This window comes from Duganella sp. GW822-FHT06D06, assembly GCF_058799615.1.
In genome coordinates this window covers 594,850-619,764 of the sequence record NZ_JBXALQ010000002.1, presented here as the reverse complement: position 1 = coordinate 619,764, position 24,915 = coordinate 594,850, and the positions used below count along the sequence as shown (strand labels likewise).

At 65.9% G+C, this 24,915-nt stretch carries 20 protein-coding genes and 1 tRNA gene; 15 read left to right on the top strand and 6 right to left on the bottom strand.

Translation table 11 applies throughout. From position 1 onward, the window contains the following. The first annotated feature begins 3 nt into the window (after nucleotides 1–3). From AC1RMD_RS05960 to AC1RMD_RS05920, 9 genes are all read left to right on the top strand, one after another. Nucleotides 4–1,293 (top strand): sensor histidine kinase, encoded by a 1,290-nt coding sequence (locus tag AC1RMD_RS05960; RefSeq protein ID WP_492924585.1) that lies wholly within the window; start codon nucleotides 4–6, stop codon nucleotides 1,291–1,293. Nucleotides 1,294–1,380: 87 nt separating this feature from the next. Beyond that, nucleotides 1,381–3,525: a TonB-dependent receptor gene (locus AC1RMD_RS05955; RefSeq protein ID WP_492924583.1), complete on the top strand. Its 2,145-nt coding sequence runs from the start codon at nucleotides 1,381–1,383 to the stop codon at nucleotides 3,523–3,525. 13 nt (nucleotides 3,526–3,538) lie between these two features. Then, on the top strand, nucleotides 3,539–3,805 hold the full coding sequence (locus tag AC1RMD_RS05950) for a hypothetical protein (RefSeq protein WP_492924581.1): 267 nt from the start codon (nucleotides 3,539–3,541) through the stop codon (nucleotides 3,803–3,805). Continuing rightward, nucleotides 3,795–4,064, top strand: a complete 270-nt coding sequence (locus AC1RMD_RS05945; protein WP_492924579.1) for a hypothetical protein — start codon at nucleotides 3,795–3,797, stop codon at nucleotides 4,062–4,064. The genes AC1RMD_RS05950 and AC1RMD_RS05945 overlap by 11 nt, the downstream gene beginning before the upstream one ends. Further along, nucleotides 4,061–5,623, top strand: a complete 1,563-nt coding sequence (locus AC1RMD_RS05940) for a PepSY-associated TM helix domain-containing protein (RefSeq protein WP_492924577.1) — start codon at nucleotides 4,061–4,063, stop codon at nucleotides 5,621–5,623. The genes AC1RMD_RS05945 and AC1RMD_RS05940 overlap by 4 nt, the downstream gene beginning before the upstream one ends. A gap of 42 nt (nucleotides 5,624–5,665) precedes the next feature. Further along, nucleotides 5,666–5,893 (top strand): hypothetical protein, encoded by a 228-nt coding sequence (locus AC1RMD_RS05935; protein WP_492924575.1) that lies wholly within the window; start codon nucleotides 5,666–5,668, stop codon nucleotides 5,891–5,893. Then, nucleotides 5,890–6,369: a PIN domain-containing protein gene (locus AC1RMD_RS05930; protein WP_492924573.1), complete on the top strand. Its 480-nt coding sequence runs from the start codon at nucleotides 5,890–5,892 to the stop codon at nucleotides 6,367–6,369. Before AC1RMD_RS05935 ends, AC1RMD_RS05930 begins: the two co-directional genes overlap by 4 nt. A 92-nt stretch (nucleotides 6,370–6,461) precedes the next feature. Continuing rightward, nucleotides 6,462–8,369: an MFS transporter gene (locus tag AC1RMD_RS05925; RefSeq protein WP_492924571.1), complete on the top strand. Its 1,908-nt coding sequence runs from the start codon at nucleotides 6,462–6,464 to the stop codon at nucleotides 8,367–8,369. 101 nt (nucleotides 8,370–8,470) lie between these two features. Beyond that, nucleotides 8,471–9,214, top strand: coding sequence for a hypothetical protein (locus tag AC1RMD_RS05920; protein WP_492924569.1), 744 nt, complete (start codon nucleotides 8,471–8,473; stop codon nucleotides 9,212–9,214). A 13-nt stretch (nucleotides 9,215–9,227) separates the two neighbouring features. Here AC1RMD_RS05920 and AC1RMD_RS05915 read toward each other — a convergent pair whose 3' ends face one another. The 3 genes from AC1RMD_RS05915 to AC1RMD_RS05905 all read right to left on the bottom strand — a co-directional run bounded on the left by AC1RMD_RS05915 (nucleotide 9,228) and on the right by AC1RMD_RS05905 (nucleotide 14,529). Beyond that, entirely contained in the window at nucleotides 9,228–10,754 is a 1,527-nt protein-coding gene (locus AC1RMD_RS05915) for a hybrid sensor histidine kinase/response regulator (RefSeq protein WP_492924567.1), read from the bottom strand. A 5-nt stretch (nucleotides 10,755–10,759) separates the two neighbouring features. Beyond that, nucleotides 10,760–12,259: an ATPase domain-containing protein gene (locus AC1RMD_RS05910; RefSeq protein ID WP_492924565.1), complete on the bottom strand. Its 1,500-nt coding sequence runs from the start codon at nucleotides 12,257–12,259 to the stop codon at nucleotides 10,760–10,762. A gap of 116 nt (nucleotides 12,260–12,375) precedes the next feature. Further along, nucleotides 12,376–14,529: a diguanylate cyclase domain-containing protein gene (locus tag AC1RMD_RS05905; RefSeq protein WP_492924563.1), complete on the bottom strand. Its 2,154-nt coding sequence runs from the start codon at nucleotides 14,527–14,529 to the stop codon at nucleotides 12,376–12,378. Between the two features lie 197 nt (nucleotides 14,530–14,726). Between AC1RMD_RS05905 and AC1RMD_RS05900 the strand changes: the two genes are divergently transcribed. From AC1RMD_RS05900 to AC1RMD_RS05880, 5 genes are all read left to right on the top strand, one after another. After that, nucleotides 14,727–15,914, top strand: a complete 1,188-nt coding sequence (locus AC1RMD_RS05900; RefSeq protein ID WP_492924561.1) for an efflux RND transporter periplasmic adaptor subunit — start codon at nucleotides 14,727–14,729, stop codon at nucleotides 15,912–15,914. Between the two features lie 12 nt (nucleotides 15,915–15,926). Beyond that, nucleotides 15,927–19,061, top strand: coding sequence for an efflux RND transporter permease subunit (locus tag AC1RMD_RS05895; protein ID WP_492924559.1), 3,135 nt, complete (start codon nucleotides 15,927–15,929; stop codon nucleotides 19,059–19,061). 2 nt (nucleotides 19,062–19,063) lie between these two features. Continuing rightward, nucleotides 19,064–20,500 carry an AdeC/AdeK/OprM family multidrug efflux complex outer membrane factor gene (gene adeC / locus AC1RMD_RS05890; RefSeq protein ID WP_492924557.1) on the top strand — a complete coding sequence of 479 codons (1,437 nt, stop codon included), beginning with the start codon at nucleotides 19,064–19,066 and terminating at the stop codon, nucleotides 20,498–20,500. Between the two features lie 125 nt (nucleotides 20,501–20,625). Beyond that, nucleotides 20,626–21,240, top strand: coding sequence for a TetR/AcrR family transcriptional regulator (locus AC1RMD_RS05885; RefSeq protein ID WP_492924555.1), 615 nt, complete (start codon nucleotides 20,626–20,628; stop codon nucleotides 21,238–21,240). Nucleotides 21,241–21,326: 86 nt separating this feature from the next. Beyond that, a complete protein-coding gene (locus AC1RMD_RS05880) occupies nucleotides 21,327–22,034 on the top strand; it encodes a fumarylacetoacetate hydrolase family protein (RefSeq protein WP_492924553.1) in 708 nt (235 codons plus the stop codon). Between the two features lie 5 nt (nucleotides 22,035–22,039). Here the strand turns inward: AC1RMD_RS05880 and AC1RMD_RS05875 are convergent, their stop codons facing one another. Next, the gene (locus AC1RMD_RS05875) at nucleotides 22,040–22,876 is read right to left on the bottom strand and encodes an SIR2 family NAD-dependent protein deacylase (protein ID WP_492924551.1); all 837 of its coding nucleotides are present in this window, start codon (nucleotides 22,874–22,876) and stop codon (nucleotides 22,040–22,042) included. 123 nt (nucleotides 22,877–22,999) lie between these two features. Between AC1RMD_RS05875 and AC1RMD_RS05870 the strand changes: the two genes are divergently transcribed. Next, nucleotides 23,000–23,076, top strand: a tRNA-Pro gene (locus AC1RMD_RS05870). Nucleotides 23,077–23,150: 74 nt separating this feature from the next. Here the strand turns inward: AC1RMD_RS05870 and AC1RMD_RS05865 are convergent. Both AC1RMD_RS05865 and AC1RMD_RS05860 read right to left on the bottom strand, forming a co-directional pair. Then, complete coding sequence (locus tag AC1RMD_RS05865; RefSeq protein WP_492924549.1) at nucleotides 23,151–23,813, bottom strand: hypothetical protein; 663 nt, start codon at nucleotides 23,811–23,813, stop codon at nucleotides 23,151–23,153. Between the two features lie 273 nt (nucleotides 23,814–24,086). Beyond that, nucleotides 24,087–24,899 carry a c-type cytochrome gene (locus AC1RMD_RS05860; protein ID WP_492924547.1) on the bottom strand — a complete coding sequence of 271 codons (813 nt, stop codon included), beginning with the start codon at nucleotides 24,897–24,899 and terminating at the stop codon, nucleotides 24,087–24,089. Nucleotides 24,900–24,915 lie beyond the last annotated feature (16 nt).

Here is a 24,915-nt window from a genome sequence, read left to right as displayed (position 1 = left end):
CAGATGCGCTTCGCGATGCGGTTCGATTTCTGGCGCCACTGGAGCGTGCGCGCGCGGCTGCTGTGCGTCACCGTGCTGCCGCTGGCCTATATGTTCAGCACCTTCGTCTGGTACGCCTACCATTCGCGCTTGTCCGAAGTGCGCGAGGAGATGGCCGAACGCGGCCCGCTGGTGGCCAAGGTGCTGGCCGAGAGCAGCGAATTCAGCCTGCTGTCGCGCCGCTACGATGACCTGCGGCTGACCATCAACGGCCTGCTGCGCTCGGACGCCAGCATCTACCGCATCGAAGTGCTGGACGCGCAGCGGCATGCGCTGGTGCAGGCCTCGGCGCCGGCGCCGGGCCAGCCGGACGCCCGCTACTACGAGGCGCCGGTGCTCAAGCGGCTGATGTTCGTGACCATGCTGGCCGCCGACGGCAAGCCCTACCTGAAGGACAAGCCGGCCGGCGCCAGCAGCGTCGCGGTCGAGACGATGGGCTATGTGCGGGTGACGATGTCGCCGTCGGCGCTGCTGGTGAAGCAGACGCGCCGCTTCTATGTCGAGCTGCTGGTGGCCAGCCTTGGGCTGATGGCCTGCGCGCTGCTGGCGTGGCAGTTGGCGAGCGGCTTGAACGCATCGTTGCAGGCCTCGATGCAGGCGCTGCGCGCGGCCGACGCCGAAAAACGCCGCCTGATCCGCAAGGTCGACACCGCCGTCGAGGATGAGCGCAAGAGCATCGCGCTGGAGATCCACGATGAACTCAACGCCACGCTGATCGCCGCGCGGCTGGAGGCGCAGCGCATCGTCGATGTCAGCGGGCCGGGCGAGGTGCGCGAGCGCGCGCAGTCCATCATCACGCTGGCGCTGGGTCTCTACAACAGCGGCCGCACGCTGGTGCGGCGCCTGCGGCCCGAAGTGCTGGACATGCTGGGCCTGGACGGCGCGGTGGAGGAGATGGTGCGCCACTATGACCGCGCGCACGCCGGCTGCCGCTACAGCTTCCGCGCGGACGGCCAGTTCGCGCGGCTGGAAGGCGGCATCGGTATCTCGGCCTACCGCATCATGCAGGAAGCCTTGTCCAATATCGCCAAGCATGCGCGCGCCACGCAGGTGACGGTGGCGCTGTCGCTGGACGGGACAGGGCTGCGCATGGAGATCGCCGACAACGGCAGCGGCTACGACGCGGCGCTGGCCTCGCCCGGCATCGGCATCGTCGGCATGCGCGAGCGGGTGGCCGCCTTCGACGGCCGCATCGACATCAGCACCGCCATCGGCGCCGGCACGCGCATCGCCATTTTCATGCCATTTATATAAAAATTTCCCTTTTAATGTAAACGATTCTCATTTACTATGTTGCCTTTGAGAATAAGTCTCATTTGCATAAGCGACAGGGGAAGAGCAATGCGTATCAAAGTGGTGGTGTTGGCATTGGCCGGAGCAACGGCGGCGTGGCAGGCGGCGGCGGACGAGCCGGTGCTCGAGCAGGTGGTAATTACCGGCGACAAGCTGCAACGCACGGAGCTCGATAGCAGCGCCAGCGTGGGTTCGCGCAACCGCCGGCAGATCGCCGAATCCGGCATCAACACCCTGGAAGACGTCGCCGCGCAGATGGCCAACGTCGGCACCGCGTCGGGGCTGTCGATACGCGGCATTAACTCCACCGGCCCGACCACCGGTGGTGGCGGCCGCACCATCACGATGGTGGTGGACGGCGTGTCGCAGGACGGATTCGGCCAGTCGATCGAGAACCTGAGCGTGTGGGACGCCGACCGGGTGGAAGTGTTGCGTGGTCCGCAGTCGACCAACCAGGGCCGCAATTCGTTGGCCGGCGCGGTGGTGATGAAGACCCGCGATCCGCAGGACGCGCGCGATTTCAGCTACCGCGTCAGCGCCGGTAACCAGAACGCCACCCGCGTGGCGCTGGCCGGCGGCGGCGCCATCGTCGAGCAGGTGCTGGCCGGCCGCGTCACGCTGGAGCAGCGCCGCCGCGACGGCGACGTTTTCAATCCGACCCGCGACGGCAAGCGCGATAACCGCGACGACGGCCACGCGCTGCGCGCCAAGCTGCGCGTGACGCCGTGGGGCGAGCGTTATCAGGCGCTGGTGACGCTGGTGGACGACGTGCAGGTGACGGGTTCCAGCGCGGTGGAGGCGGTGGCGCGGCCGGCGACGGCGCGCCAGAGCCTGTCCAACGAGCTGAATAAGAACCGCAACCACACCCGCTCGGCCGCGTTGGAACAAACCTTCGGCGTCGGCGGCGCCAATGTCACGCTGCTGTCGACCTATGCGCACAACCGCTACGAGCGCGTGCAGGACTACGACAAGACGGAATTGAAGCAGGGCTTCCGCGTCGGCGAGAACATCGACCGCCAGTGGAGCCAGGAGGCGCGCGCCAACTTCGACGCCACGCTGCTGGGCCATCCGCTGAAGGGCGTGGCCGGCGTCTATTATTCGAGCCAGCATTACGGCGCCGACGACCTGTTCACCGTGCCGGTGTCGTATGTGCTGGGACTGACCGGCCAGTGTCCCTCGCAGGCGGCCTGCGACACGGCCTACGGCGCCGAGTTCATCAACCGCGGCAACCTGGAAGGGCGCAGCACCAAGACCCGCGCCGTCTATACCGAAATGGACTACGCGATCGACAAACTGACGCTGACGGCCGGCGTGCGGTTCGACAGTGAGCGCCAGGCCCGCGTGCTGACCGGCCATACCGCCGGCACGTCGCCTCTGGCGGGCATGATCATCGGCCAGTTGATCGGCGCCGGCATGTTCAGCCAGGACGGCGTGCAGAATCTGAACACCGACAATTCGGTGTGGCTGCCGAAGCTGGGCCTGCGCTACGCGCTGGCGCCGGAGTGGGTGGCGGGCCTGACGGCGCAGCGCGGCTACCGCACCGGCGGCGTCGATTACAGCTACCAGCGCGGTTCGCATGCCTACGGCCCCGAGTTCACCAAGAACTACGAAGCCTCGCTCAAGGGCGCGCTGGACAACGGCTTGATGGTGGCGCTGAACGCCTACCGCGTCGACTGGTCGGACCAGCAGGTCGATGTCGGCCGCAACTCGCTCGACACCTACTTCATCAACGCCGGCAGCTCGCGCCTGAAAGGGCTGGAGGCGGAAGTGCGCGGCAAGGTCTCCAGGGAGCTGGAGCTGTTCGGCGCATTGGGCCTGGCGCGCTCGCGCTTCGTCAATTTCGTCGGGCCGCGGGCCGACTACAGCGGCAAGGAATTCTCCCGCTCGCCGCGCCAGACGCAGGCGGTCGGCTTCAGCTGGAAACCGGGCCGGTGGATGCTGAACGCGAACCTGGTGCACACCGGCGGCACCTACACCAGTCCGGAGAACGTCGACCGCAACGACGGCCACACCACGCTGGGCGGCAAGGCATCCTACACGCTGGCCAACGGCGTGACGCTGTTCGCCTATGGCAGCAACCTGACCAACCGCAGCTACATCACCAACAACCACCTGGAGTCGGTGACGGGGCGCTACAACGTCACGCTGGGTAACGCGCGCCAGTTCGGCTTCGGCGCCCAAGGCAATATCTGAGGAGAGACTAGCCATGAACTGGATCTGCATCGGCATTGCCGCGTTGGCGGCGCTGTGTTTGTACCTGGCCTCGCCGCACCAGAAGCTGTGGCGCGCGGCGTCGAAGCACGCCAGGCTGCTCAACTGGCTGGCGGCGCCGATCAGCGCCGGCGCCATCGCCTCGGCGATGGCGTCATACGGCGGCTGGTGCGGTTTGTTCATCGCGATGTCCGGCTTCATGGCGGCGCTGGTGGTGCTGCCTTACCTGGACGCCTGGCTGGGAGCGCGCCATGCTCGGTAAATCGACCGCCGCCGCCATCCTCGGCCTGCCGCTGGCGGCCTTGATGGTGGGCTTGGTCGCGCTGCTCAGCGGCGACCAGGCCCGTAGCACGTTGCCCTTGCTGCTGTTGTTCTTCCTGGTGTGGGTCGGCGTGATGACCGGCGCCTTCATGTTCCGCACCGGCCTGCGCGCCTGGTTGTGGATGGGCGGCGTTACGCTGGCCGGCTACGCGCTGCTGCATTTTCTGAAGGCCAGTGGCCTGGTCAGGGTGGCCGCATGAAGGCGTCCACTTTGCGCACCTATAAGTCGGTGCATACCTGGGTGGGGCTGGTGGCGGGCTTCGGCCTGTTCATCGCCTTCTACGCCGGCGCCATCACCATTTTCCACGACGCGCTGCATGGCTGGGAGACGCCGGCCTCGCAGTCCGTTCCGCAGACGCCGCTGTCGCAGACGCAGCCGCTTATCGACGCCGTGCTGGCGGCGCATCCGCAGGCCCGCGAGGACTTCTATGTGCGCCTGCCGTCGGTGGAGGAGCCGCAGACCACGCTGGAGTGGGATGAGCACAGCTTCCGCCTGGACGCGGCGGGCAAGCTGGAGGAGGTCAAGCAGGCGTCGCAGCTGGTGGACTTCATCTACCGGCTGCACTACACGGCGGGCCTGCCGCGCAGCTGGGGAATTTATGTGCTGGGCGTGGTGTGCGTGCTGTATGGGCTGGCGCTGGCCAGCGGCGTGATCATCTACGCGCCGTCGTTCGTCAAGGACTTGTTCGCGCTGCGCATCGGCAAGAACATCAAGCGCATGTGGCAGGACGCGCACAACGCCATCGGCATCCTGTCGCTGCCGTTCCACCTGATGTACGCGTGGAGCAGCGCGGTGCTGGCGCTGGGCGTGCTCCTGCTGGCGCCGTTCCAGTACCTGATCTTCGACGGCAAGCTGATCGAGGTGATCGGTCCGGACATCTCGGCCGCCGCGCCGCCGAGCGTCGCTGGCGCGAGCGCGCCGCTGCTGCCCGCTACGCAGTTGATGGCGGCGGTGCAGCGCGCCGCGCCGGGCATGGAGATCGCGACCCTGGTCTACCACCAGGCCGGCGGCGCCAATGCGCAGTTGCAGGCTTACGGCCGGATCGCGCAGCACACCGTCGCCGGCAACGCGGCGGTGGTGCTGAACGCCAGCAGCGGCAAGGTGGAACGCGTGATCACGCCGGAGCACGCCAGTCCCGGCACGCGCTTCATGCGCGGCTTGCAGGCGCTGCACTTCGCCAACTACGGCCATGCGGCGGTGCAGTGGACCTACTTCGTGCTGGGCATGGCGGGCGCTTTCCTGTTCTACAGCGGCAACCTGTTGTGGATCGAAGCGCGCCGCAAGCGCAGCACGCTGGCGCAGCCGCGCAGCGGACGGCTGATGGCGCAGGCCACGCTGGGCGTATGCCTGGGTTGCGTGGCGGGCGTGTCGACGGTGTTCCTGATGAATAAGCTGGCGCCGGGCGAGCTGCCCTTGTGGGAAGAGCGCGGCTATTACGGCGTGTTCCTGCTGTGCGTGGCCTGGGCTTTCGTGCGGCCGCCGGCGCGCGCCGCGCACGAGTTGCTGATGCTGTGCGCCGGCCTGGCGGCGGCGGTGCCGCTGGCGCACTGGTACGGCAGCGGCGTCAATCCGCTGGCCTCGCTGCTGCGTGGCGACGGCGTGGCGGTGGGCGTCGCCGTGGTGGCGCTGCTGTTCGCCGCGCTGTACTGGCGGATGGCGCGCGCGGTGCTGAAGCGCGGCCGGCACGGCGATCCATACAGCGTCTGGTCGCTGCGCGCGCCGCCCGCCAGCGCGGCCGCGGTCAAGCAAGCCGCCTGAATCGGTGTATAGTCAAACCGTGACTTCAATGCGAGATTCATCATGGAAAGCGCAGTCGTTGCTGATACTGCCCGCCCGCAACTAGAGCAGTTGCTGGCGGCCTATTCGGAAGGCCGAATCAGTCGCCGCGAACTGGAGCTGTCCAGCGGGCTTTGGTTCGGCGAGATATTGCACGAGCTGACCCGCCACGGTTTGCCTTTGCCGCGCGTCGATACCCGTTCGCATTTCAACGAGGCGCAGCGCAATTTGTTCGGACGGGTGTTCGGATGAACATCACCTTGATCGTGACGGACGCCGGGCCGCTCATTACGCTGGCGGTGGCCGATGCGCTCGACACGCTGACCTTGTTGGGAGTGCGTGTCGTTATTCCGGACATGGTGCGGTTCGAGGTCACGCGCAACGCCGGCAAACCGGGCGCGCAGGAGCTGCTTGCGTGGCTGGATCTCAATCGCGACGTCGTGGAAATTGGCGACACCGAGGAGTATGCCGAGTTTTCCGCCTTGCTGGCGTTGAACCCGGCGCTGCGCACGCGCAATCGCGGCGAGATGGCGGCGGCCGAAATTTTGGCCCGCGAGCTGGCGGACGGCATCGATGCCGGTCTGCTGCTGTTTGAAGACTCGGATGTTCGCAAGAGCAATTTCCTGGTGCGTATTCCTGACAACGTCCTGATCCTGTCGACCTCGACTTTCCTGCACGGTCTCCAGCGCCACTCCCCTCTGTGCGTGGCTGGATTGATCTGGCGCTAGCTTGTTGCTTGTTGGCATGTTTGGACGGCGCGGCATGGGGTTATAATCCGTTCAACCTTTCCGTAACACCTATCAGAACGGATGCCGCAGACATGAGCCAGCCCAATCAGTTTTCCCTGTTGACGCAACGCCGCTTCGCGCCGTTTTTCTGGACCCAGTTCCTCGGCGCGTTCAACGACAATCTGTTCAAGACCGCGCTGGTGGTGATGCTGACCTTCGATGCGATGAGCTGGACCACGCTGTCGCCATCGCTGATCACCAACCTGATCCCCGGCCTGTTCATCCTGCCCTACGTGCTGTTCTCGGCCACCGCCGGCCAGTTGGCCGACAAGTTCGAAAAGTCCGGCCTGACCCGCTTCGTCAAATGGCTGGAAGTGGCCATCATGTGCATCGCCGGCCTCGGCTGGATGACGCACACCCTGTGGCTGCTGGTCGCCGCGGTGGTCGGCATGGGCATCCACTCGACCCTGTTCGGCCCGGTCAAATACGCCTACCTGCCGCAGCAGCTCAAGCCCGATGAACTCATCGGCGGCAACGGCGTGACCGAGATGGGCACTTTCGTCGGCATTCTGCTGGGCGAAATCCTGGGCGCGGTGCTGGTGGTGCAAAAGCCCAACGGCATCGCCTTCGAAGCCGTCGCCACCATCGCCGTGGCGCTGCTCGGCCTGATCGCCAGCTACCGCATCCCGCTGGCGCCGGCGCCGGCGCCGGCGCTGAAGGTGAGCTGGAACTTCATCGGCGAATCGTTCCGCAACATCAATTTCTCGCGCAAGAACCGCGTGGTGTTCCTGTCCATGCTGGGCAACTCGTGGTTCTGGTTCTACGGCGCGCTGGTGCTGGCGCAGTTCCCGGTGTACGCCAAGGACTACCTGCACGGCGACCACAGCGTGTTCGTGCTGCTGCTGACGGTGTTCTCGCTGGGCGTGGGCAGCGGCTCGCTGCTGTGCGAGCGCCTGTCCGGCCGCAAGGTGGAGATCGGCCTGGTGCCGTTCGGCTCGATCGGCCTGTCGCTGTTCGGCGCCGACCTGTATTTCTCCAGCCAGGCCTTCAGCGCCGGCGCCGCCGCGCTGGCCGCCGGTCCGCACCTGGACGCCTTCGCTTTGATGGTGCAACACGGCATGTGGCGCATCCTGTGCGACGTGCTGTTGATCGGCATGTTCGGCGGCTTCTTCATCGTGCCGCTGTTCGCGCTGATCCAGACCCGCTGCGATCCCGAGCACATGTCGCGCACCATCGCCGGCATGAACATCCTCAACGCGCTGTTCATGGTGGCGGCGGCCGGCCTGGCCATCGTGCTGCTGGGGCAGGGCTACACCATCCCGCAGCTGTTCCTGGTGACGGCGCTGCTCAACGCGGTGGTGGCGGTCTACATCTTCTCGCTGGTGCCGGAGTTCCTGATGCGCTTCCTGGCCTGGATGCTGATCCACACCGTGCACCGGGTGCGCCTGATCGACGCCGAACGGATTCCGGCCGAAGGCGCGGCGGTGCTGGTGTGTAACCACGTCAGCTATGTCGACGCCATCGTCATCGGCGCGGCCAGCCCGCGGCCGATCCGCTTCGTGATGGACCACCGCATCTTCAAGCTGCCGCTGCTGGGCTGGATCTTCCGCACCGCGCGCGCGATCCCGATCGCGCCGGCCAAGGAAGACCCGTGGCTGATGGAGAAGGCCTATGTCGACATCGCCCAGGCGCTGCACGAGGGCGACCTGGTGTGCATCTTCCCGGAGGGCCGCCTGACCAGCACCGGCGAGATCAATGAATTCAAGGGCGGCGTGTCCAAGATCGTCGAGCGCACCAAGGTGCCGGTGATCCCGATGGCGCTGCGCGGCTTGTGGGGCCACCTGCTGAGCCGCGGCGGCGCCAATGTGTTCGAGCGCGCCTTCCGCACCGGCCTGCGTTCGCGGCTGGCGCTGGCGGTCGGCGTGCCGGTGGCGCCGCAGGACGTGACGCCGGAAGGCTTGCAGGAACGCGTGCTGGCGCTGCGTGGCGACTGGAAATAGGCTTTGCTTACGGGTGCTTACAAAATAGTTATAAAAAAATATAAGTTTTCTTTAGAATAAGTCGCTGTCTTGCCAAGACATTGCACACTCCAGGGGAAACTATGCACGCACAAGCAAAACTGTTCGCCGCGCTGGCTGTCGCCGGCGCCGTCACACTGGCCGGCTGCGGCGGTGGCGACTTCATTCCCACCCCGGTCTTCTTCCCGGACTACGGGACGCCGACGGCATCGACGGTGACGATCGACTTCAACAACGGCATCGACGGCTGGACCTCCGACGTCGCCGACTACTACGACAAGGACCGGCCGACCGAAGTGGCGTCGGGCTGGAAGGACTTGCCGGCGCCCCTGAGCGGCAAGGGCTACTACCTGGCTTCGCATAACAACAGCGACGACGTGCTGACCTACGCCAGGCGCCAGCTGGACGGCTTCGTGAAGCACGCGAAGTATCTCGTCACCTTCGAGATGCGCTATGCGACCGACGCGGCCACCGGCTGCATGGGCGTCGGCGGCTCGCGCGGCGAGAGCGTGTGGATGGTGGCGGCGGCCAGCTACGATTACATCAAGACCCTGCCGCGGCCGAACGGCAACTATCGCGTGAACCTGGATCGCGGCAACCAGGCCGCCTCCGGCCCGCAGGGCAAGGTGCTCGGTACGCAGGGCGTCGAAGGGTTGAGCTGCTCCGGCGGTAAGTGGGCCAGCACCACGCGCAAGTCGAACGAAGCGATCGAGGTGACCGCCGACAAGGATGGCCGCATCTGGATCATGCTGGGCGCCGATTCCGGCTTCGAAGGCAGCAACGCCTTCTACCTGCAAGGCGCGACCGTCAACATCAAGCCGCTGTAGGTTGGCGCACAGGTCAGCGCGCCGCCTGCACCTGCTCGCGGTTCTGGCGCGCGCCGGCCAGGCGTACGATCTGCTCCAGCTCCACCGGCTTGACCAGGTGATGATCGAAGCCCGCTTCGCCCGAACGGCGGCGGGCGTCGCCCTGGCCCCAGCCGGTCAGCGCGATCATCAGGATGCCGTCGGCGCCGGGACGCTGGCGGATCGCCCGCGCCGTTTCGTAGCCGTCCATGCCGGGCATGCCGAGGTCGAGGATGATCAGGTCCGGCGGATGCTCGGCGCTGGCGGCGATGGCGCTGGCGCCGTCGTACACCGCATGCGCGTCGAAGCCGTCGATCTCCAGCAGCGCCGCCAGCGAATCGGCGGCGTCCTGGTTGTCGTCCACCACCAGCACCTGTAGTTTGCGGCCGTCGATGTCGCCGGCCGCCGCCGGCAGGGCGGGGTCGTGCGCGGCGCCGCCCAGCACCGGCAGGCGGATCGCGAATTCGCTGCCCTGGCCGGGCCCGGCGCTGCTGGCCTCCACCGAGCCGCCGTGCATCTCGGCGAAGCGGCGGGCCAGGCTCAAGCCTATGCCCAGGCCGCTGGAGAACTGGCCGGCCACGGTCTTGCTCTGCTCGAACATGCGGAAGATGCGCGCGATCGATTCGGCGTCCAGGCCGATGCCGTTGTCGCGCACCGTCACCAGCAGCTCGTCGCCATGGCAGCTGGCGCTGACCGTCACCTGGCCGCCCTGCGGCGTGAACTTGACCGCGTTCGACAGGATGTTGGCGACGATCTGCACCACCCGCGCATAGTCGGCGTTCAGCAGCAGGTCCTTGGCCGGCAGCAGCCAGGCGACGGCGATGCGCTTGGCGTCCGCCGCTTGCAGGCACAGCTCGCCGACGTGGTTCATCACGGCGGCCAGGCTGACCTGCTGGCGTTGCAGCGTGATCTTGCCGCTGGTGATGCGGGCCACGTCCAGCAGGTCGTCCACCAGCCGCGTCAGCAGCCGCACCTGGCGTTCCACCATGTCGCGGATGCGCGCCACCGGCGGCGTGTCCGGGTACATATGCGTGAGCAGCGAGACCGAGGTGCGGATCGGCGCCAGCGGGTTGCGCAGCTCGTGCCCCAGGCTGGCGAGAAACTCATCCTTGCGGCGCGCCGCCTCGCGCACCTGGTACTGCTTGTGGCGCGCGCGCAGCGTGGCGTGCAGCGCGGTGATCAGGGTCAGCGTGCGCACCGGCCGCTCCATCAGGTTCAGGTTGCCCAGCCCGGCCACGGCCTGGCGCACCATCGGCGAATCGGCGCCGCGATGGGTCAGCAGGATGATCGGCAGGTCGGACCAGTCGGGCTGGCGCGCCACGTGCTCCTGCAGCAGCTTGTAGCCGCCCGGCGCCAGCGCTTCCTCCACCGTCAACACCGCGCCCGCGCCCCGTTCCAGCTGCGTCGCCAGCTCCGCCAGCGTGCGGCAGACGTGGCTGTCGATGGCCGCCATCGCCAGCACCTTGGCCGCCAGCGGGGCGTCCTGGCCGGTCGGCGCGTAGATCAGGATGCGCGTTTCCATCGGCGTCAGACGGCCGGAAGATCGCCGCGCACCGCCAGCGTTCCGTTGTAGGTGGGCACGCCGGTGAGGATGCCGTGGAAGTCGTTCAGCACCGGGCCGACGTGGATGCCGTCCCTGGCGATCTGGAAGCGGCGGATGGTGCGCTCGTGCGCGCTGCCGCGCTTCTTGAACACCGAGATCGCCTGGCGCACCTCGCCCTCGGCCTCGAAGTAGCGCAGCATGATGACGTTGTCGGCGATGTAGCTGGCGTCGATCGCGGTGGTCATGCCGCTGCCCAGCATGCCTTGCTGGACGCCGACCACGATGCTGACCACGCCGCGCTGGCCCAGGTAGGTGAGCAGCTCGTGCAGGTAGACGGTGAGGAAGCGCTCGTCCGGCACCGCGTTCAGGTAGCCGTTCAGGCTGTCGATGACGACCACCCGCACGCCGCGCTCGACCGCCTGCATCACCGCGTGCGAGAACTGGCCGGGGGCCAGCTCGGCCGGATCGATCTGCTGGATCGTCAGCAGCTTGCGGTCGATGGCGTCGGCCAGCGGCATGCCGACGCCGGCCGCGCGGTTGAGCATGTTGTTGCGCGCCTCTTCGAACAGGAACATCGCGCACGGCTCGCCGCGCTGGGTGGCGGCGTGCACGAACTGCGCCGCCAGCGTCGACTTGCCGGTACCCGGCGGACCGGAGATCAGCGTGCTCATGCCTTCTTCGAGGCCGCCGCCGATCAGCTGGTCCAGCGCCGGCAGGCCGCTCGACAGCTGGCGCCGCTCGCTGACCACGCGGCTGGCGGCCGCCTCCAGACGCGGGAACACGTGCAGGCCGCCGCTGATGATCTTGTAGTCGTGGGCGCCGCCGCGGAAGGCGATGCCGCGGTACTTGACCACGCGCAGGCGGCGCCGCTCGGCGCCGTAGGCCTGGTCGGCCAGCTCCAGGGTCAGCACCGCGTGCGCCACGCTGCGCACCTGCAGGTCGGTGCTGAGGGCGGTGCGGTCGTCGAGGAAGATGGTGGTGCAGCTGCGGCTGCCCAGGTACTGCTTGAGCGCGAGCACCTGGCGCCGGTAGCGCAGCGGGCTTTCCGCCAGCAGCTGCAGCTCCGACAGCGAATCGAGCACCACGCGGCGCGGCTGATGGCGCTCGATGGCGGTGACGATGCGCTGGATGGTGGTGCCCAGTTCGATCTCGGACGGATGGAAGATGGTGTACTGCTGCGCGGGATCGAGCACGTCCTCGTTGGGCAGGATCTCTTCGATGTGGATGCCGTCCATGGTCCAGCCGTGCGACTGCGCCACGCTCAGCAGTTCGACGGCGGTTTCGGCCAGCGTGATGTAGAGCACCGGCTCGCCCTGGCGCACGCCCTCGTTGAGAAACTGCAGCGCCAGCGTGGTCTTGCCCGTGCCCGGTTCGCCTTCGACCAGGTACAGCCGGTCGCGCGTCAGGCCGCCGGCCAGCACTTCATCCAGGCCCGGCACGCCGGTCGAGAGAAACAGATGAGTAATGCTGTTCTGTGCTTGCATGGGCGCAGTCCGAAAAGTTGGCGCCGCGCTGGCAGGGGCGCGGCTGATGTTCGGCTGATACTACCTGAAATGGCGGAAGCGGGATTTTCGATAGCACACGTGCGGCCAACCCGGCCTTAGCCTCGCTGGCGCAGCTGCGCGCTGTGCTGCTTGTCGAGATACATCGCGCGGTCCGCGCGGCCCAGCAGCATCTCGATATCCTGCGGGTCGTCCGGATGGTGGATGGCGATGCCGATGCTGGCGCTGAGCGAGACGGTGGCGGTCTTCAGGCGGAACGGCTGTTGCAGCGCCGGCCGCAGTTTGTCGGCGGTCTCCTGCGCGGCGCTGTCGCTGTGCAGGTTCTCCAGGATGACGATGAACTCGTCGCCCGCCAGCCGGCCCACGGTATCGGTCTTGCGCACGATGTGCTGCACCCGCGCGGCGAACTGGCGCAGCAGTTCGTCGCCTTCCTCGTGGCCGTAGCGGTCGTTGATCTGCTTGAAGCGGTCGAGGTCGAGGAAGAACACGGCGCAGCTGTGGCGCAGGCGGCTGGCGCGCTGGATCGCCTCGGTCAGCGCGGCCATCAGCGCGCGCCGGTTGGGCAGGCCGGTCAGCGTGTCGCGCAGCGCCATCGCCTCCATCGATTCGAACAGCGACTTGCGCTCGCTGATGTCGTGCAGGAAGGCGATGAACAGGTGGCCGCTGCTGCGCGGCACGTAGGCCAGCGACACTTCCACCGGCAGCTCCTGGCCGGCGCGGTTGCACAGGGTCAGCTCGATGCGACGGTTGAGCACGGTGTCGGCGCCGCATTCGGCCAGCTGTCGCATGTCGCGTTCGTAGGCGCGGCGCAGCAGCGGCGGCAGCACCATCGCCGCCAGCGGCTGGCCGATCACCTCGGCGCGACTCCAGCCGAACAGCTGTTCGGCCTGGCGGTTCCAGTCCAGCACCACGCCGCCCGGATCGAGGGCGATGAAGGCGTCGTGGGCGTTGTCGAGGATGGCGCGCAGTTCGGCGGCGCGCTCCTGCAACAGCAGCTGCGTGCTTTGCTCCTGCGCCAGCGCGCGCTCCAGCAGCAGCGCCTTGCGGGCGATCTCGCGGGTGCGCTCGCCGACGGTCGATTCCAGCTTCTCGTTCATGCCGCGCAGCGTGCCCAGGTGGTCCTGCTCGTTGCGCACCAGGTCGGCCAATGCCTGCGACAGCACCTGCGCCTCGTGGAAGCTGTCGACCAGCGGGATGGCCGGCAGCGCGCCGGGCGGCGTATCGGCCGGCGCGGCCGAGCGTTGTTCGATGTTCTTGCTGAGCGCATTGAGCGGACGCGTGAGCCGCCGCGCCGCCGCCGATGCCGCCAGCGCCATGGCCACGCCGAGGATGGCGCCCAGCAGCAGGATCTGGTGTTCCAGCGCGCGGGCGCCGGCCAGCGCCACGTCCACCGGCTGGCGCACCAGCACCGACCAGGTCAGCGTGGCCGGATTGTTCAGATCGCCGGTGCGCGAAAAGCCGGTCAGGTAGCTGCGGCCATCGGGCCAGGTTTCCTTCAGCGATCCCGGCGCGCCCGTTTGCGACAGCGCCAGGCTGGTGCTGCCGATGGTCATTTCCTCGCTGCCCTTGGGGCCGAGCATGACGGTGCCGTCGCCGCGCACCACGAAGATGTCGGCCGAATACTGCTGGTCGGCCGGGGTCAGGATGGTCTGCGCCAGGCGCCGCGCCCAGTTCCAGCTCATGTGCACGCACAGCACGCCGCGGTAGCTGCCGTCCGAGCGCCGCACCGGGCCGGCCGTATCGACGAAGCGCCACGGGTCGGCGCTGTACTGCAGCTTTTTGCCGAGCAGGGTGGCGGGGTGGAAGTCGCCGGCGTAGAGCTTGTCGCGGCCGCCCTTGAACCAGGCGCGGCCGCTGACATCCTGGCCTTCGAGCAGCCCCTGGGTGGCGGCGTAGACGCTGCCGTCGGGATTGGCCAGGCCGATCCAGGCGTAGTCGGGGAAGGTTTTTTGCAGGCTTTCGAGCACCTGGCGGATCTCGGCGGGGGACTTGGCGTCGCGGATCTGCGGCAGCTCGGTCAGCAGCAGGACGTCGCCGGTGGCCTTCTGCACCACGCGGTTGAGCGAATCGCGCATCTGCCACGACAGCTGCTGCAAACGCAGGCCGGCTTCGCGCTCGGCGTAGTCGATGGCGTAGTGATCGACCAGCACCAGCAGCGACAGCACCGACATCAGCACCGTCGCGGCCACGCCCGCTGTCACCAGCGTGGTGAGGCGCGGCCGGGCCGTGCGTGGGGTGGGCTGCGATGTCATGGCGCGGGCCAAAAAAGATGACTGAAAGAAATTAAATTCATTGTAGCACCGGGTGCGGCGCATGCCTTGGCCGCCCCGAAAATTCCCCATATGAAGCCACGCTTTGCGTTGTTCTGGACAACAAACTTGCTTGACTTAATTAGAATGATCGTTCATTCTACGCACTTATGCACATTTTTTATACAGAAAGTCCCATCATGGAAGCTCTTTTCCGCAGGACCGCAGCCCTGATCGCCGTCGCCGCGCTGGCTGCCGGCTGCTCCAAAACCACGACCGAAGCACCTCATATGCAGGTGGCGGAAGTGGGCGTTTTTAAAGTGGCGCCGGAAGCGCTGCACATCACGACCGAACTGCCGGGCCGCACCGCCGCCTTCCAGGTGGCCGAAGTGCGCCCGCAGGTCAGCGGACTGATACAAAAACGCCTGTTTGTCGAAGGCGCCGACGTCAAGGCCGGCGTGGCGCTGTACCAGATCGACGCGGCCAGCTACCAGGCGGCCTACAACTCGGCCAAGGCGGCGCTGGCCAAGGCCAGGGCCAACCTGATGACCAGCGGCCCGAAAGTGGCGCGCTACAAGGAGCTGGTGGCGATCGAAGGCGTGAGCCGCCAGGACTACGACGACGCCGTCGCCGCCAACGAGCAGGCCAAGGCCGACGTGGAATCGGCCGCCGCCGCGCTGGAGCAGGCGGCCATCAACCTCAAATACACCCACGTCGATGCGCCGATCAGCGGCCGTATCAGCCGCTCGGCCGTTACGCCGGGCGCGTTGGTGACCGCCAACCAGACCGGCGCGCTGACCACCGTGCAGCAGTTGGACCCGATCTATGTCGACGTCACGCAATCGAGCGAAGACCTGCTGCGCCTGAAGCGGGAGCTGGAAAACGGCGGCTTGAAACAGGCCGGCGGCCAGGCCAGGGTCACGCTGCTGCTGTCGGACGGCAGCAAGTACGCCGAAAGCGGCAAGCTGCAGTTCTCCGACGTGACGGTCGATCCGGGCACCGGCAACGTCACCTTGCGCGCGCTGTTCCCGAATCCGAAGCACGATCTGCTGCCCGGCATGTTCGTGCGCGCGGTGGTGGAATCGGGCGTCAACGAGCAGGCCATCGCCGTGCCGCAGCAGGGCGTGACCCGCAACGCCAAGGGCCAGGCGACCGCGCTGGTGCTGAACAAGGAAGGCAAGGTTGAACAGCGCGTGCTGGTCACCGGCGGCACCATGGGCGACAAGTGGCTGGTCAAGTCCGGTCTGAACGCCGGCGACCTGCTGATCGTCGAAGGCGTGCAGAAGGTGAAGCCGGGTGCGGCGGCCAACGCCGCTAAACCCGCCTCCGCTGCCGCCGCCGTGGCAGCCGGCGGCGCCATGCCGCCTAACGCCAAGAGCGCCCAGTAAAGGAGCATCGCCATGTCACGTTTCTTTATTGACCGCCCGATCTTCGCGTGGGTCGTCGCCATCGTCATCATGCTTTCGGGCGTGATCGCGATTCTCGGTCTGCCGGTCGCGCAGTATCCAAGCATCGCGCCGCCGTCGATTTCGATCAGCGGCTCCTATCCGGGCGCCTCCGCCAAGACGGTGGAAGACGCCGTCACCCAGGTCATCGAACAGAAGATGAAGGGCATCGACGGCTTGCGCTACATGTCCTCGTCGAGCGACGGCACCGGCGGCATCGGCATCACGCTGACCTTCAAGAGCGGCACCAACCCGGACATCGCCCAGGTGCAGGTGCAGAACAAGCTGCAACTGGCGACGCCGCTGCTGCCGGCCATCGTCACGCAGCAAGGCCTGGTGGTGGCCAAGGCCACCAAGAACTTCATGATGGTGCTGGGCTTCGTGTCCGAAGACGGCAGCATGAAGCAGGCCGACCTGGGCGACTACGTGGCCGCCAACGTCATCGATCCGCTCAGCCGCGTGGAAGGCGTGGGCGACGTGACGCTGTTCGGCGCCCAGTACGCGATGCGCATCTGGCTCGACCCGGCCAAGCTGCAAAGCTACCAACTGACGCCGGCCGACGTAACCGCCGCCATCACCGCGCAGAACACCGAAGTCTCGGCCGGTGAGCTGGGCGGCGCGCCCGCCATGCCGGGCCAGCAGCTCAACGCCACCGTATCGGCGCAGAGCCGCCTGCAGACCGCCGAACAGTTCGGCGCGATCCTGCTCAAGACCGCCGCCAGCGGCGCCACCGTGCACCTGCGCGACGTGGCTCGCATGGAGCTGGGCAGCGAGAACTACAATGTGCTGGCCCGCTACAACGGCAAGGCCGCCACCGGCGTCGCCATCAAGCTGGCCACCGGCGCCAACGCGCTCGATACCGCCAACGCCGTCAAGGCGCGGGTCGCAGCGCTGGAGAAGCAGTTCCCGGCCGGGATGAAGGCGGTGATCGCCTTCGACACCACGCCGTTCGTCAAGCTGTCGATCGAGGAAGTGGTCAAGACGCTGGTGGAAGCGGTGATCCTGGTGTTCCTGGTGATGTATCTGTTCCTGCAAAACTTCCGCGCCACGCTGATCCCGACGATGGCGGTGCCGGTGGTGCTGCTGGGGACCTTCGCGATCCTGTCGGCGCTGGGCTATTCGATCAACACGCTGACCATGTTCGCGGTGGTGCTGGCGATCGGCCTGCTGGTCGATGACGCCATCGTGGTGGTGGAGAACGTCGAGCGCGTGATGACGGAAGAGGGCTTGTCCCCGATCGAAGCGACGCGCAAATCGATGGGTCAGATCAGCGGCGCGCTGGTCGGTATCGCGATGGTGCTGTCGGCGGTGTTCGTGCCGATGGCTTTCTTCAGCGGCTCCACCGGCGTGATCTACCGCCAGTTCTCGGTGACGATCGTTTCGGCGATGGTGCTGTCGGTGCTGGTGGCGATGATCTTCACGCCGGCGCTCTGCGCGACCTTGCTCAAGCCTGTGGCCAAGGGCCATACGGCGATCGACACCGGTTTCTTCGGCTGGTTCAACCGCAGCTTCGACCGCAGCAGCTTGAAGTACCAGGGCTGGGTAGGCGCGCTGCTGAACCGCAGCGGACGTTCGCTGATCATGTACGCGCTGCTGCTGGCGGTGCTGGCCTTCGTGTTCGTGCGCTTGCCGACCTCCTTCCTGCCGGAAGAAGACCAGGGCGTGCTGTTCTCGCAAATCCAGCTGCCGACCGGCGCGACCCAGCAGCGCACGCTGAAGGTGATCGAAAAAGTCGAGCAGCACTTCCTGAACGAAGAGAAGGATTCGGTGGCGTCGGTGTTCGCGGTGGCTGGCTTCAGCTTCAGCGGCAACGGCCAGAACACCGGTATCGCCTTCGTGCGCATGAAGGACTGGTCGGAGCGCAAGGGCGCCGGCCAGCGCGTGAACGCCATCGTCGGCCGCGCCATGGGCAGCTTCTCGCAGATCAAGGATGCGATGGTGTTCGCCTTCGCGCCGCCTGCGGTGCTGGAACTGGGTAACGCCAGCGGCTTCGATTTGCAGCTGCAGGACCAGGGCGGCGTCGGCCACGAAGCGTTGATGGCGGCGCGTAACCAGATGCTGGGCATGGCGTCCAAGAGCCCGGTGCTGATGGCGGTGCGTCCGAACGGACAGGAAGATACGCCGCAGTACAAGATCACGGTCGACCAGCAGAAGGCGACCGCGCTGGGCTTGTCCATCGCCGATGTGAACAAGGTGCTGAGCACCGCCTGGGGTAGCGCCTACGTCAACGACTTCGTCGACCGTGGCCGCGTGAAGAAGGTGTACATGCAGGGCCAGCCGGATTCGCGCATGTCGCCGGAAGACCTGGGCAAATGGTTTGTCCGTAACGCCGACGGCGAGATGGTGCCTTTCTCGGCCTTCTCGACCGGCAAGTGGATCTATGCGTCGCCGCGCCTGGAGCGTTACAACGGCCTGCCGTCGACCGAGATCCTCGGCATGCAGGCGCCGGGCCAGAGCTCGGGCGCCGCGATGGCGGAGATCGAAAAGATGGCGGCCAAGCTGCCGCCGGGTATCGGCTTCGAGTGGACCGGCCTGTCGACGGAAGAACGCGATTCCGGTTCGCAAACCACGCAGCTGTACGCGATCTCGATCCTGATCGTGTTCCTGTGCCTGGCCGCGCTGTATGAAAGCTGGTCGATTCCGTTCTCGGTGCTGCTGGTGGTGCCGCTGGGTGTGATCGGTACGGTGCTGGCGACGTATGTGTTCAAGCTGTCGAACGACGTGTACTTCCAGGTCGGCTTGCTGACCGTGGTGGGCCTGGCGGCGAAGAACGCGATCCTGATCGTGGAGTTTGCGAAGGAGCTGCAGGAGCAGGGCGTGGAACTGAAACAGGCGACCTTGCAGGCCGTGCGTCTGCGACTGCGTCCGATTCTGATGACATCCATCGCCTTCGGCCTCGGCGTGCTGCCGCTGGCGATCAGCAGCGGCGCCGGCTCCGGCAGCCAGAACGCCATCGGCGTCGGCGTGTTGGGCGGGATGTTGTCCGCAACCTTCCTGGGCATCTTCTTTGTGCCGGTGTTCTTTGTACTGGTGCGGGGTTTCTTCAGCAAGAAGGCCGCCGCTCCTGTTGCCGCTGTGGAGGCGCACTAATCATGAAAAAATCTTTACTCACAATGGCGGCGCTGGCGATGTTGGCCGGTTGCAGCCTGGCGCCGGTGTATGAACGTCCGGCGCAACCGGTGGCGCAGGCCTGGCCGGCCGGCGACGCCTATAAAGGCGTGCCGGCAGCGGCGGCCGATGCCAAGCCGGTATCCGAAATCCAGTGGCGCGAATACTTTGCCGACGAGCGTCTGCGCAAGGTGATCGCGCTGGCGCTGGCCAACAACCGCGACCTGCGCGTATCGGTGCTCAACATCGAGAAGGCCAAGGCGCAGTACAACATCGACAGCGCGGCCTTGCTGCCCAAGCTGTCGGCCAACGTTAGCCAGAACGCATCGCGCACGCCTTCGACCATGACCGGCACCGGCGAGGCGGCCATCAACCGCCAGTACAACGGCGGTTTGGCGATGGCGTCGTATGAGCTGGACTTCTTCGGCAAGGTGCGCAATCTGTCGGACGCCGGCTTGCAGACCTACCTCGGCACCGAGGAAGCGCGCCGCGCGCAGCAGATCACGCTGGTGGCCGAAGTGGCCAACGCCTACCTGACGCTGATCGCCGACCAGCAACGCCTGAAGCTGGCGGCGGAAACGCTGCGCAGCCAGCAGACCTCCTATGACCTGAGCAAGAAGCGCTTCAATTCCGGCGTCACCTCCGGCGTCGATATGTATGAAGCGCAGACCAGCGTGGAATCGGCGCGCAGCGACATGGCGGTCTACACGGCGCAAGTGGCGCTGGACCAGAACGCGCTGACGCTGCTGGTCGGCAGCGGCGTGCCTGCGGACCTGCTGCCTGCCGGCGAACTGGATGCGGTAACGCAGCTGGCGGCGATTCCGGCCGGCCTGCCGTCGGACCTGCTGCAGGCCCGTCCCGATGTGCAGGAAGCGGAGCGCGCGCTGCGCGCCGCCAACGCCAACATCGGCGTGGCGCGCGCCGCCTTCTTCCCCAGCATCTCGCTGACGGCGTCGGGCGGCAGCGCTAGCAGCACCTTGTCCGGCCTGTTCAAGGCGGGATCGTCGACGTGGAGCTTCGTCCCGCAGATCAATTTGCCGATCTTCGACGGCGGCGTCAATCGCGCCAACCTGAATATCGCCAAGGCCAATCGCGACATCTCGGTGGCGCAGTACGAGAAGGCGATCCAGGTGGCGTTCCGCGAAGTGGCCGATGCGCTGGCCCAGCGCGGCACGCTGGACGAGCGCATCGCCTCGCAGCAGGCGCTGGTCGATGCGGCCGACAAGAGCTTCCGCATCCACGAGGCGCGCTACCGCAAGGGCGCGGACTCGTACCTGAACGCGTTGGTGTCGCAGCGCGCGCTGTACGCGGCGCAGCAGGGCCTGATCTCGGCGCGGCTGGGCAAATCGAGCAACGCCGTCACCCTGTACAAGGTGCTGGGCGGCGGCTGGCAGCCGGAAGTCGCGCAGCCGCGCGGCTAAGGTGGCCGGAGCGGCAGGCGCAGAGTGTTGCGCGCCTGCCGCCTTCGACTGCTGATAAATTGACAAAAATGGTCCGTTTCGCCACAGTACCGCCTCAGGCAAGCTCGTTACCCAAGGAAGACTCCATGACCGCACCCATCGTAAAACGACGCACCGACCCGGAACGCGCGCAGAACCGGCGCAACCAGGTGCTGGAAGCGGCCGCCGTCTGCTTTGCGCGCAGCGGCTTCCATGGCGCGAGCATGTCCGAGATCTCCAAGCAGGCAGGCATGAGCGCCGGCCATATCTACAACTACTTCGACGGCAAGGACGCCATCATCCTGGCCTTTGTCGCGCGCGAGGCCGAGCATGTATCGGGCCTGCTGCGCGATCTGGCGACGCGCGAAGATCCGTTGGAAGCGATACTGGAGGATGCGCCCATCCACATCGACGAGTCGCTCGACCCGCAGCCGTGGAGCGTGCCGCTGGAGATGTTTGCCGAAGCCTCGCGCAATCCGGTCATCGCCGCCAAGATGCGTGAAAACGAAGAAGTCTCGCGCGCGCAGTTGCGCGCACTGGTCAAGCGCGGCCGCGAACAGCGCAAGCTGCCGGTGGACGACGTGCTGCTCGATGGCCGTCTCGACACGCTGATCTCCTACTTCCACGGACTGACGATACGCGCGCTGTACCGGCCCAATATGAACCGCGCCAGCCTGGTGGACGCCTTCCGCGTCGCCATGCGCGCGCTGCTGATGACCTGATTTGTCTCGTATTGTTTCCGTCCGCTGCGCGCGGGCGGAGGCTGTTGTACCATGATCGCTCTCCCATTCCAGCCTATCGGAGCATCATGACATCCTACGTAATTCCCGCCCATGACATCGTCGGCCTGCCGGTCGCCGGCACCGCCGATCTGTTCCCAGTCCGCCGCGTCTACTGCGTCGGACGCAACTACGCCGCGCATGCGCGCGAGATGGGCTTCGACCCGGAGCGCGAACCGCCATTCTTCTTCTGCAAACCTAACGACGCGCAAGCCGTGATCCCCGTGGCGCCGGGCGCGGTGCTGGACCTGCCTTATCCGCAAGCGACCAGCAACCTGCATTACGAGTGCGAACTGGTGGTCGCCATCGGCAAGGGCGGCAGCAATATCGCGGTGGAAGATGCGGCCGGGCATATCTTCGGCTACGCGGTGGGTCTGGACATGACGCGCCGCGACCTGCAATTCAAAATGCGCGACGCCGGCCGTCCGTGGGAAATCGGCAAGGCCTTCGACTACTCGGCACCGGTGGGTTTGATCCAGCGTGCGGCCGAAGCGGGCGATATCAACCGCGCCGCGATCCAGCTGGACGTGGACGGCGTGACCAAACAGTCGGCCACCATCGATCATCTGATCTGGTCGATCAGCGAGACCATCGCCAATTTGTCCACCCTGTTCGCGCTGGCGCCGGGCGACCTGATTTTCAGCGGCACGCCTGAAGGTGTGGGCGCCGTGGTGCGCGGGCAGACGCTGGTGGGCAAGGTGGATGGCCTGTCCGGCATCGCCGTCAAGTTGGTGTAAATCGTTTATAGCAATGCGTCGATCGCTGTCAAGGCGGCGAGGGCGCCCATTGCCAGGCCCACATCGAGCGGGTTGGCGACATCCGGTTCGCGTGGATTAATCCGTATCATGCGGCCGTTGTGATTCTTGAGCACGCGCTGGGTAAAGTGGCGCACCGACGGGATCACTGCGCCCGCGCCCAACTCGATCACCAGCGGTCGCTGCGCCGTTTGCAGCAGGGATTGCAGGCGCGCCTCCTGCATCACCGTGCGGCGTTCGTTCCATCCCCAATCGCCGAACATCAGGATATTGGGCCGCGCCATGCCGCCGCAGTGCGGGCAGAGCGGCGCAGCATTGAGCAGGCGGCAAGCGTCGGTATCGACTTCGGGCATGAAGCTGTCGGCGCTCCAGATATCCGGGCCGCAGGGTTCCATGCATTGCAGGTGGTGGATCGAGCCGTGGTATTCGTGGATGGGGTGCGGTTCGTAGCCGGCGCGTTGGAAGTGGCCGTCCACATTGCTGGTGAAGACGCCATAGCCGGCCTGCATGCCTTCGCCCCAGGCCTTGAGCAGGGCGAAGCCGGCGTGCGGCGCGGTGTTGCGGTACAGCTGCAAGCGATGGCCGTAGAAGCCCCATGCCAGCGTTGGATCGGAGCGGAAGGTGTAGGGCGTGGCGATGCTGGAAAATTCCATGCGCGCGCGGCCGAGGGCAGGGTAGACCTGCCAGAAGCCTTCGTTGCCGCGAAAGTCGGGCAGGCCGGAATCGACGCCCATGCCGGCGCCGGCGGCGATGATCAGGGCGTCGGCCTGTTTGACGAGGTCGGCGGCTTGGCTGAGGGCGGCGAGTTCGGCAGGGGAAGACATGCAGGCTTTCGATGGCGAGCAGAAGTTCACATCTTACTCCTGCTCAGGGCAGTAGGGATGTTGCAGTGCAGCGAAAGCAAACATGACAAATACTTAAAGCCGCTGCTATAATTCCAAATTCGTCGGGGCGTAGCGCAGCCTGGTAGCGTACTTGCATGGGGTGCAAGGGGTCGGAAGTTCGAATCTTCTCGCCCCGACCAATAGAATCAGCAGCTTAGGCCAGTCTTCGGACTGGCCTTTGTTGTTTTTGCAGGGGCTTACGTCAACGCTGCACTCAATGCGACTGGCTGCAGCCGATTTCGGGATCTTCCTGACCGTGCCCTGCGCACAGTCCGCCCGGTCCGAGGTAGCCGCACTGGCAGCTGCCGTCGGTGCAGTGCGCGCAGCTGTAAACCGGGTGCGGCAAGACAAACATATAGCCTTGCGCGACGTGTTTTCCGCCGGCTGCACATTTCCCTTTGTCGGGATAGCCGTCATAGAACATCGCCTTGCATTTGTTGCAGAAGCGCCAGTCTCCCTGCGCTTCCGCTGTGGGTGGCACATCGTGCGGCAGGACGAAGTTGTAGCCTTGCGCGCTGTGCGCTCCGCCCGCGGCACAGCGACCCTTATCGTCATATCCGTTGAAGAACATGTTTGAGCATTTATTGCAGAAGCGCCACTGGTCTTGTGCGTGTGGTGTGGCATGTACGTCGTGCGGCAAGACAAAAGTGTGCCCTTGTGCGACGTGGGATCCGCCGGCCGGACAGCGGCCCTTCTTTGCATATCCGTTGTAGAACATGGCATGGCATTTGTTGCAGAAGCGCCAGGATGGCTGGCCGATATAGGCGGCCAGGGCGGGCCTGGCGCCAACGAGCACGTTGACGACGCCGGCAACAAGGGCGCTCCCAGCGACCTTTAGGGCTCGACGTCTTGATTGGAAGTAAGCTTGTTGAGGCATGGCGATCCCCTTTTCGTTTTTGAAGAACGAATATAGGCCTCGCAGAAGTCGAGCACTTATGCGCGCTCAATCGAAAGTCCGGAACTAAAGGGGAGTGGAAGTGAACTAGGTGAGCAGCACCGATCGAGGCGCCTCGGCCTGCTCCACGTGATGCGCGGGACGGCGGGGCAGTTCCAGCAACCAGTCAAATGGCACGTCGCCGGAACTGACCCCGAAGTCCGAAGTCCACAGCACTCAAGACGGCGCTGAGTGGACGCTTTCCTTCAACAGCAACTAGCGCGCGTCTTTTGGTCTATCCCCTTTGGGCCAATCCTTCGCCCTGGCCGCGAAATCTGGCCTGGGTTGCTGCGTGAAGTAGGCGGCGACATCGACGGCTTCCTGGGCAGACAGTGTGCCGCCTTGGCCGAGCGGCATATTGTGTTTCACGAACGCGGCGGCGGTAAACGTGCGCGCCATCCCCGCGCCCACGTTGAATGAGTCTTTACCCCAGACCGGCGGGAAAACATAGCCCCCTTGCGGATTCTTCGTGCCCTGTCCGTCTGTGCCGTGGCAGGAGGCGCATTGCGCCGCGTAGACAACCTTGCCGTGCTCGCGGTCTGGAACGAGCGCGGTGTCAATTTTTTCGAAACCCCGGCCGGGTACACTGGTGCCGGTTGGCACTCCCGTGGATAACCACTTCATGTAGGTCATGATGGCGTTCATGTCGGCCGAGTCGAACGCAAGTGGCTTGCCATTCATCGAGCGTTGAAAGCAATCGTTGATGCGTTCCTGGAGCGAAATGACCTTGCCCCCGCGTGACCGGTACTCCGGAAACGCGCCGGTCAGGCCGACCCACGGTGATGCAAAAGCGGTGGTCCCGCCATTGAGGTGGCAACTCGTGCAGTTCAGGCCATTGCCGACATTACGCGGCAATTGTTTATGGGTATCCGTCAGCAAGGTCTTGCCACGTTTGATGGCTTCCCCCATTGGGCCGTTGGGAATCGACGCCTCGTCGGGCACTGACATGGCGGTCGTTTGGCATAGCACCGGCGCGCTGACCGCCGTAAGCAAGGCCAGTGTCAAAGCACGTAATTTGATAGTGTTCATGGGGCTGCTCCTAAGT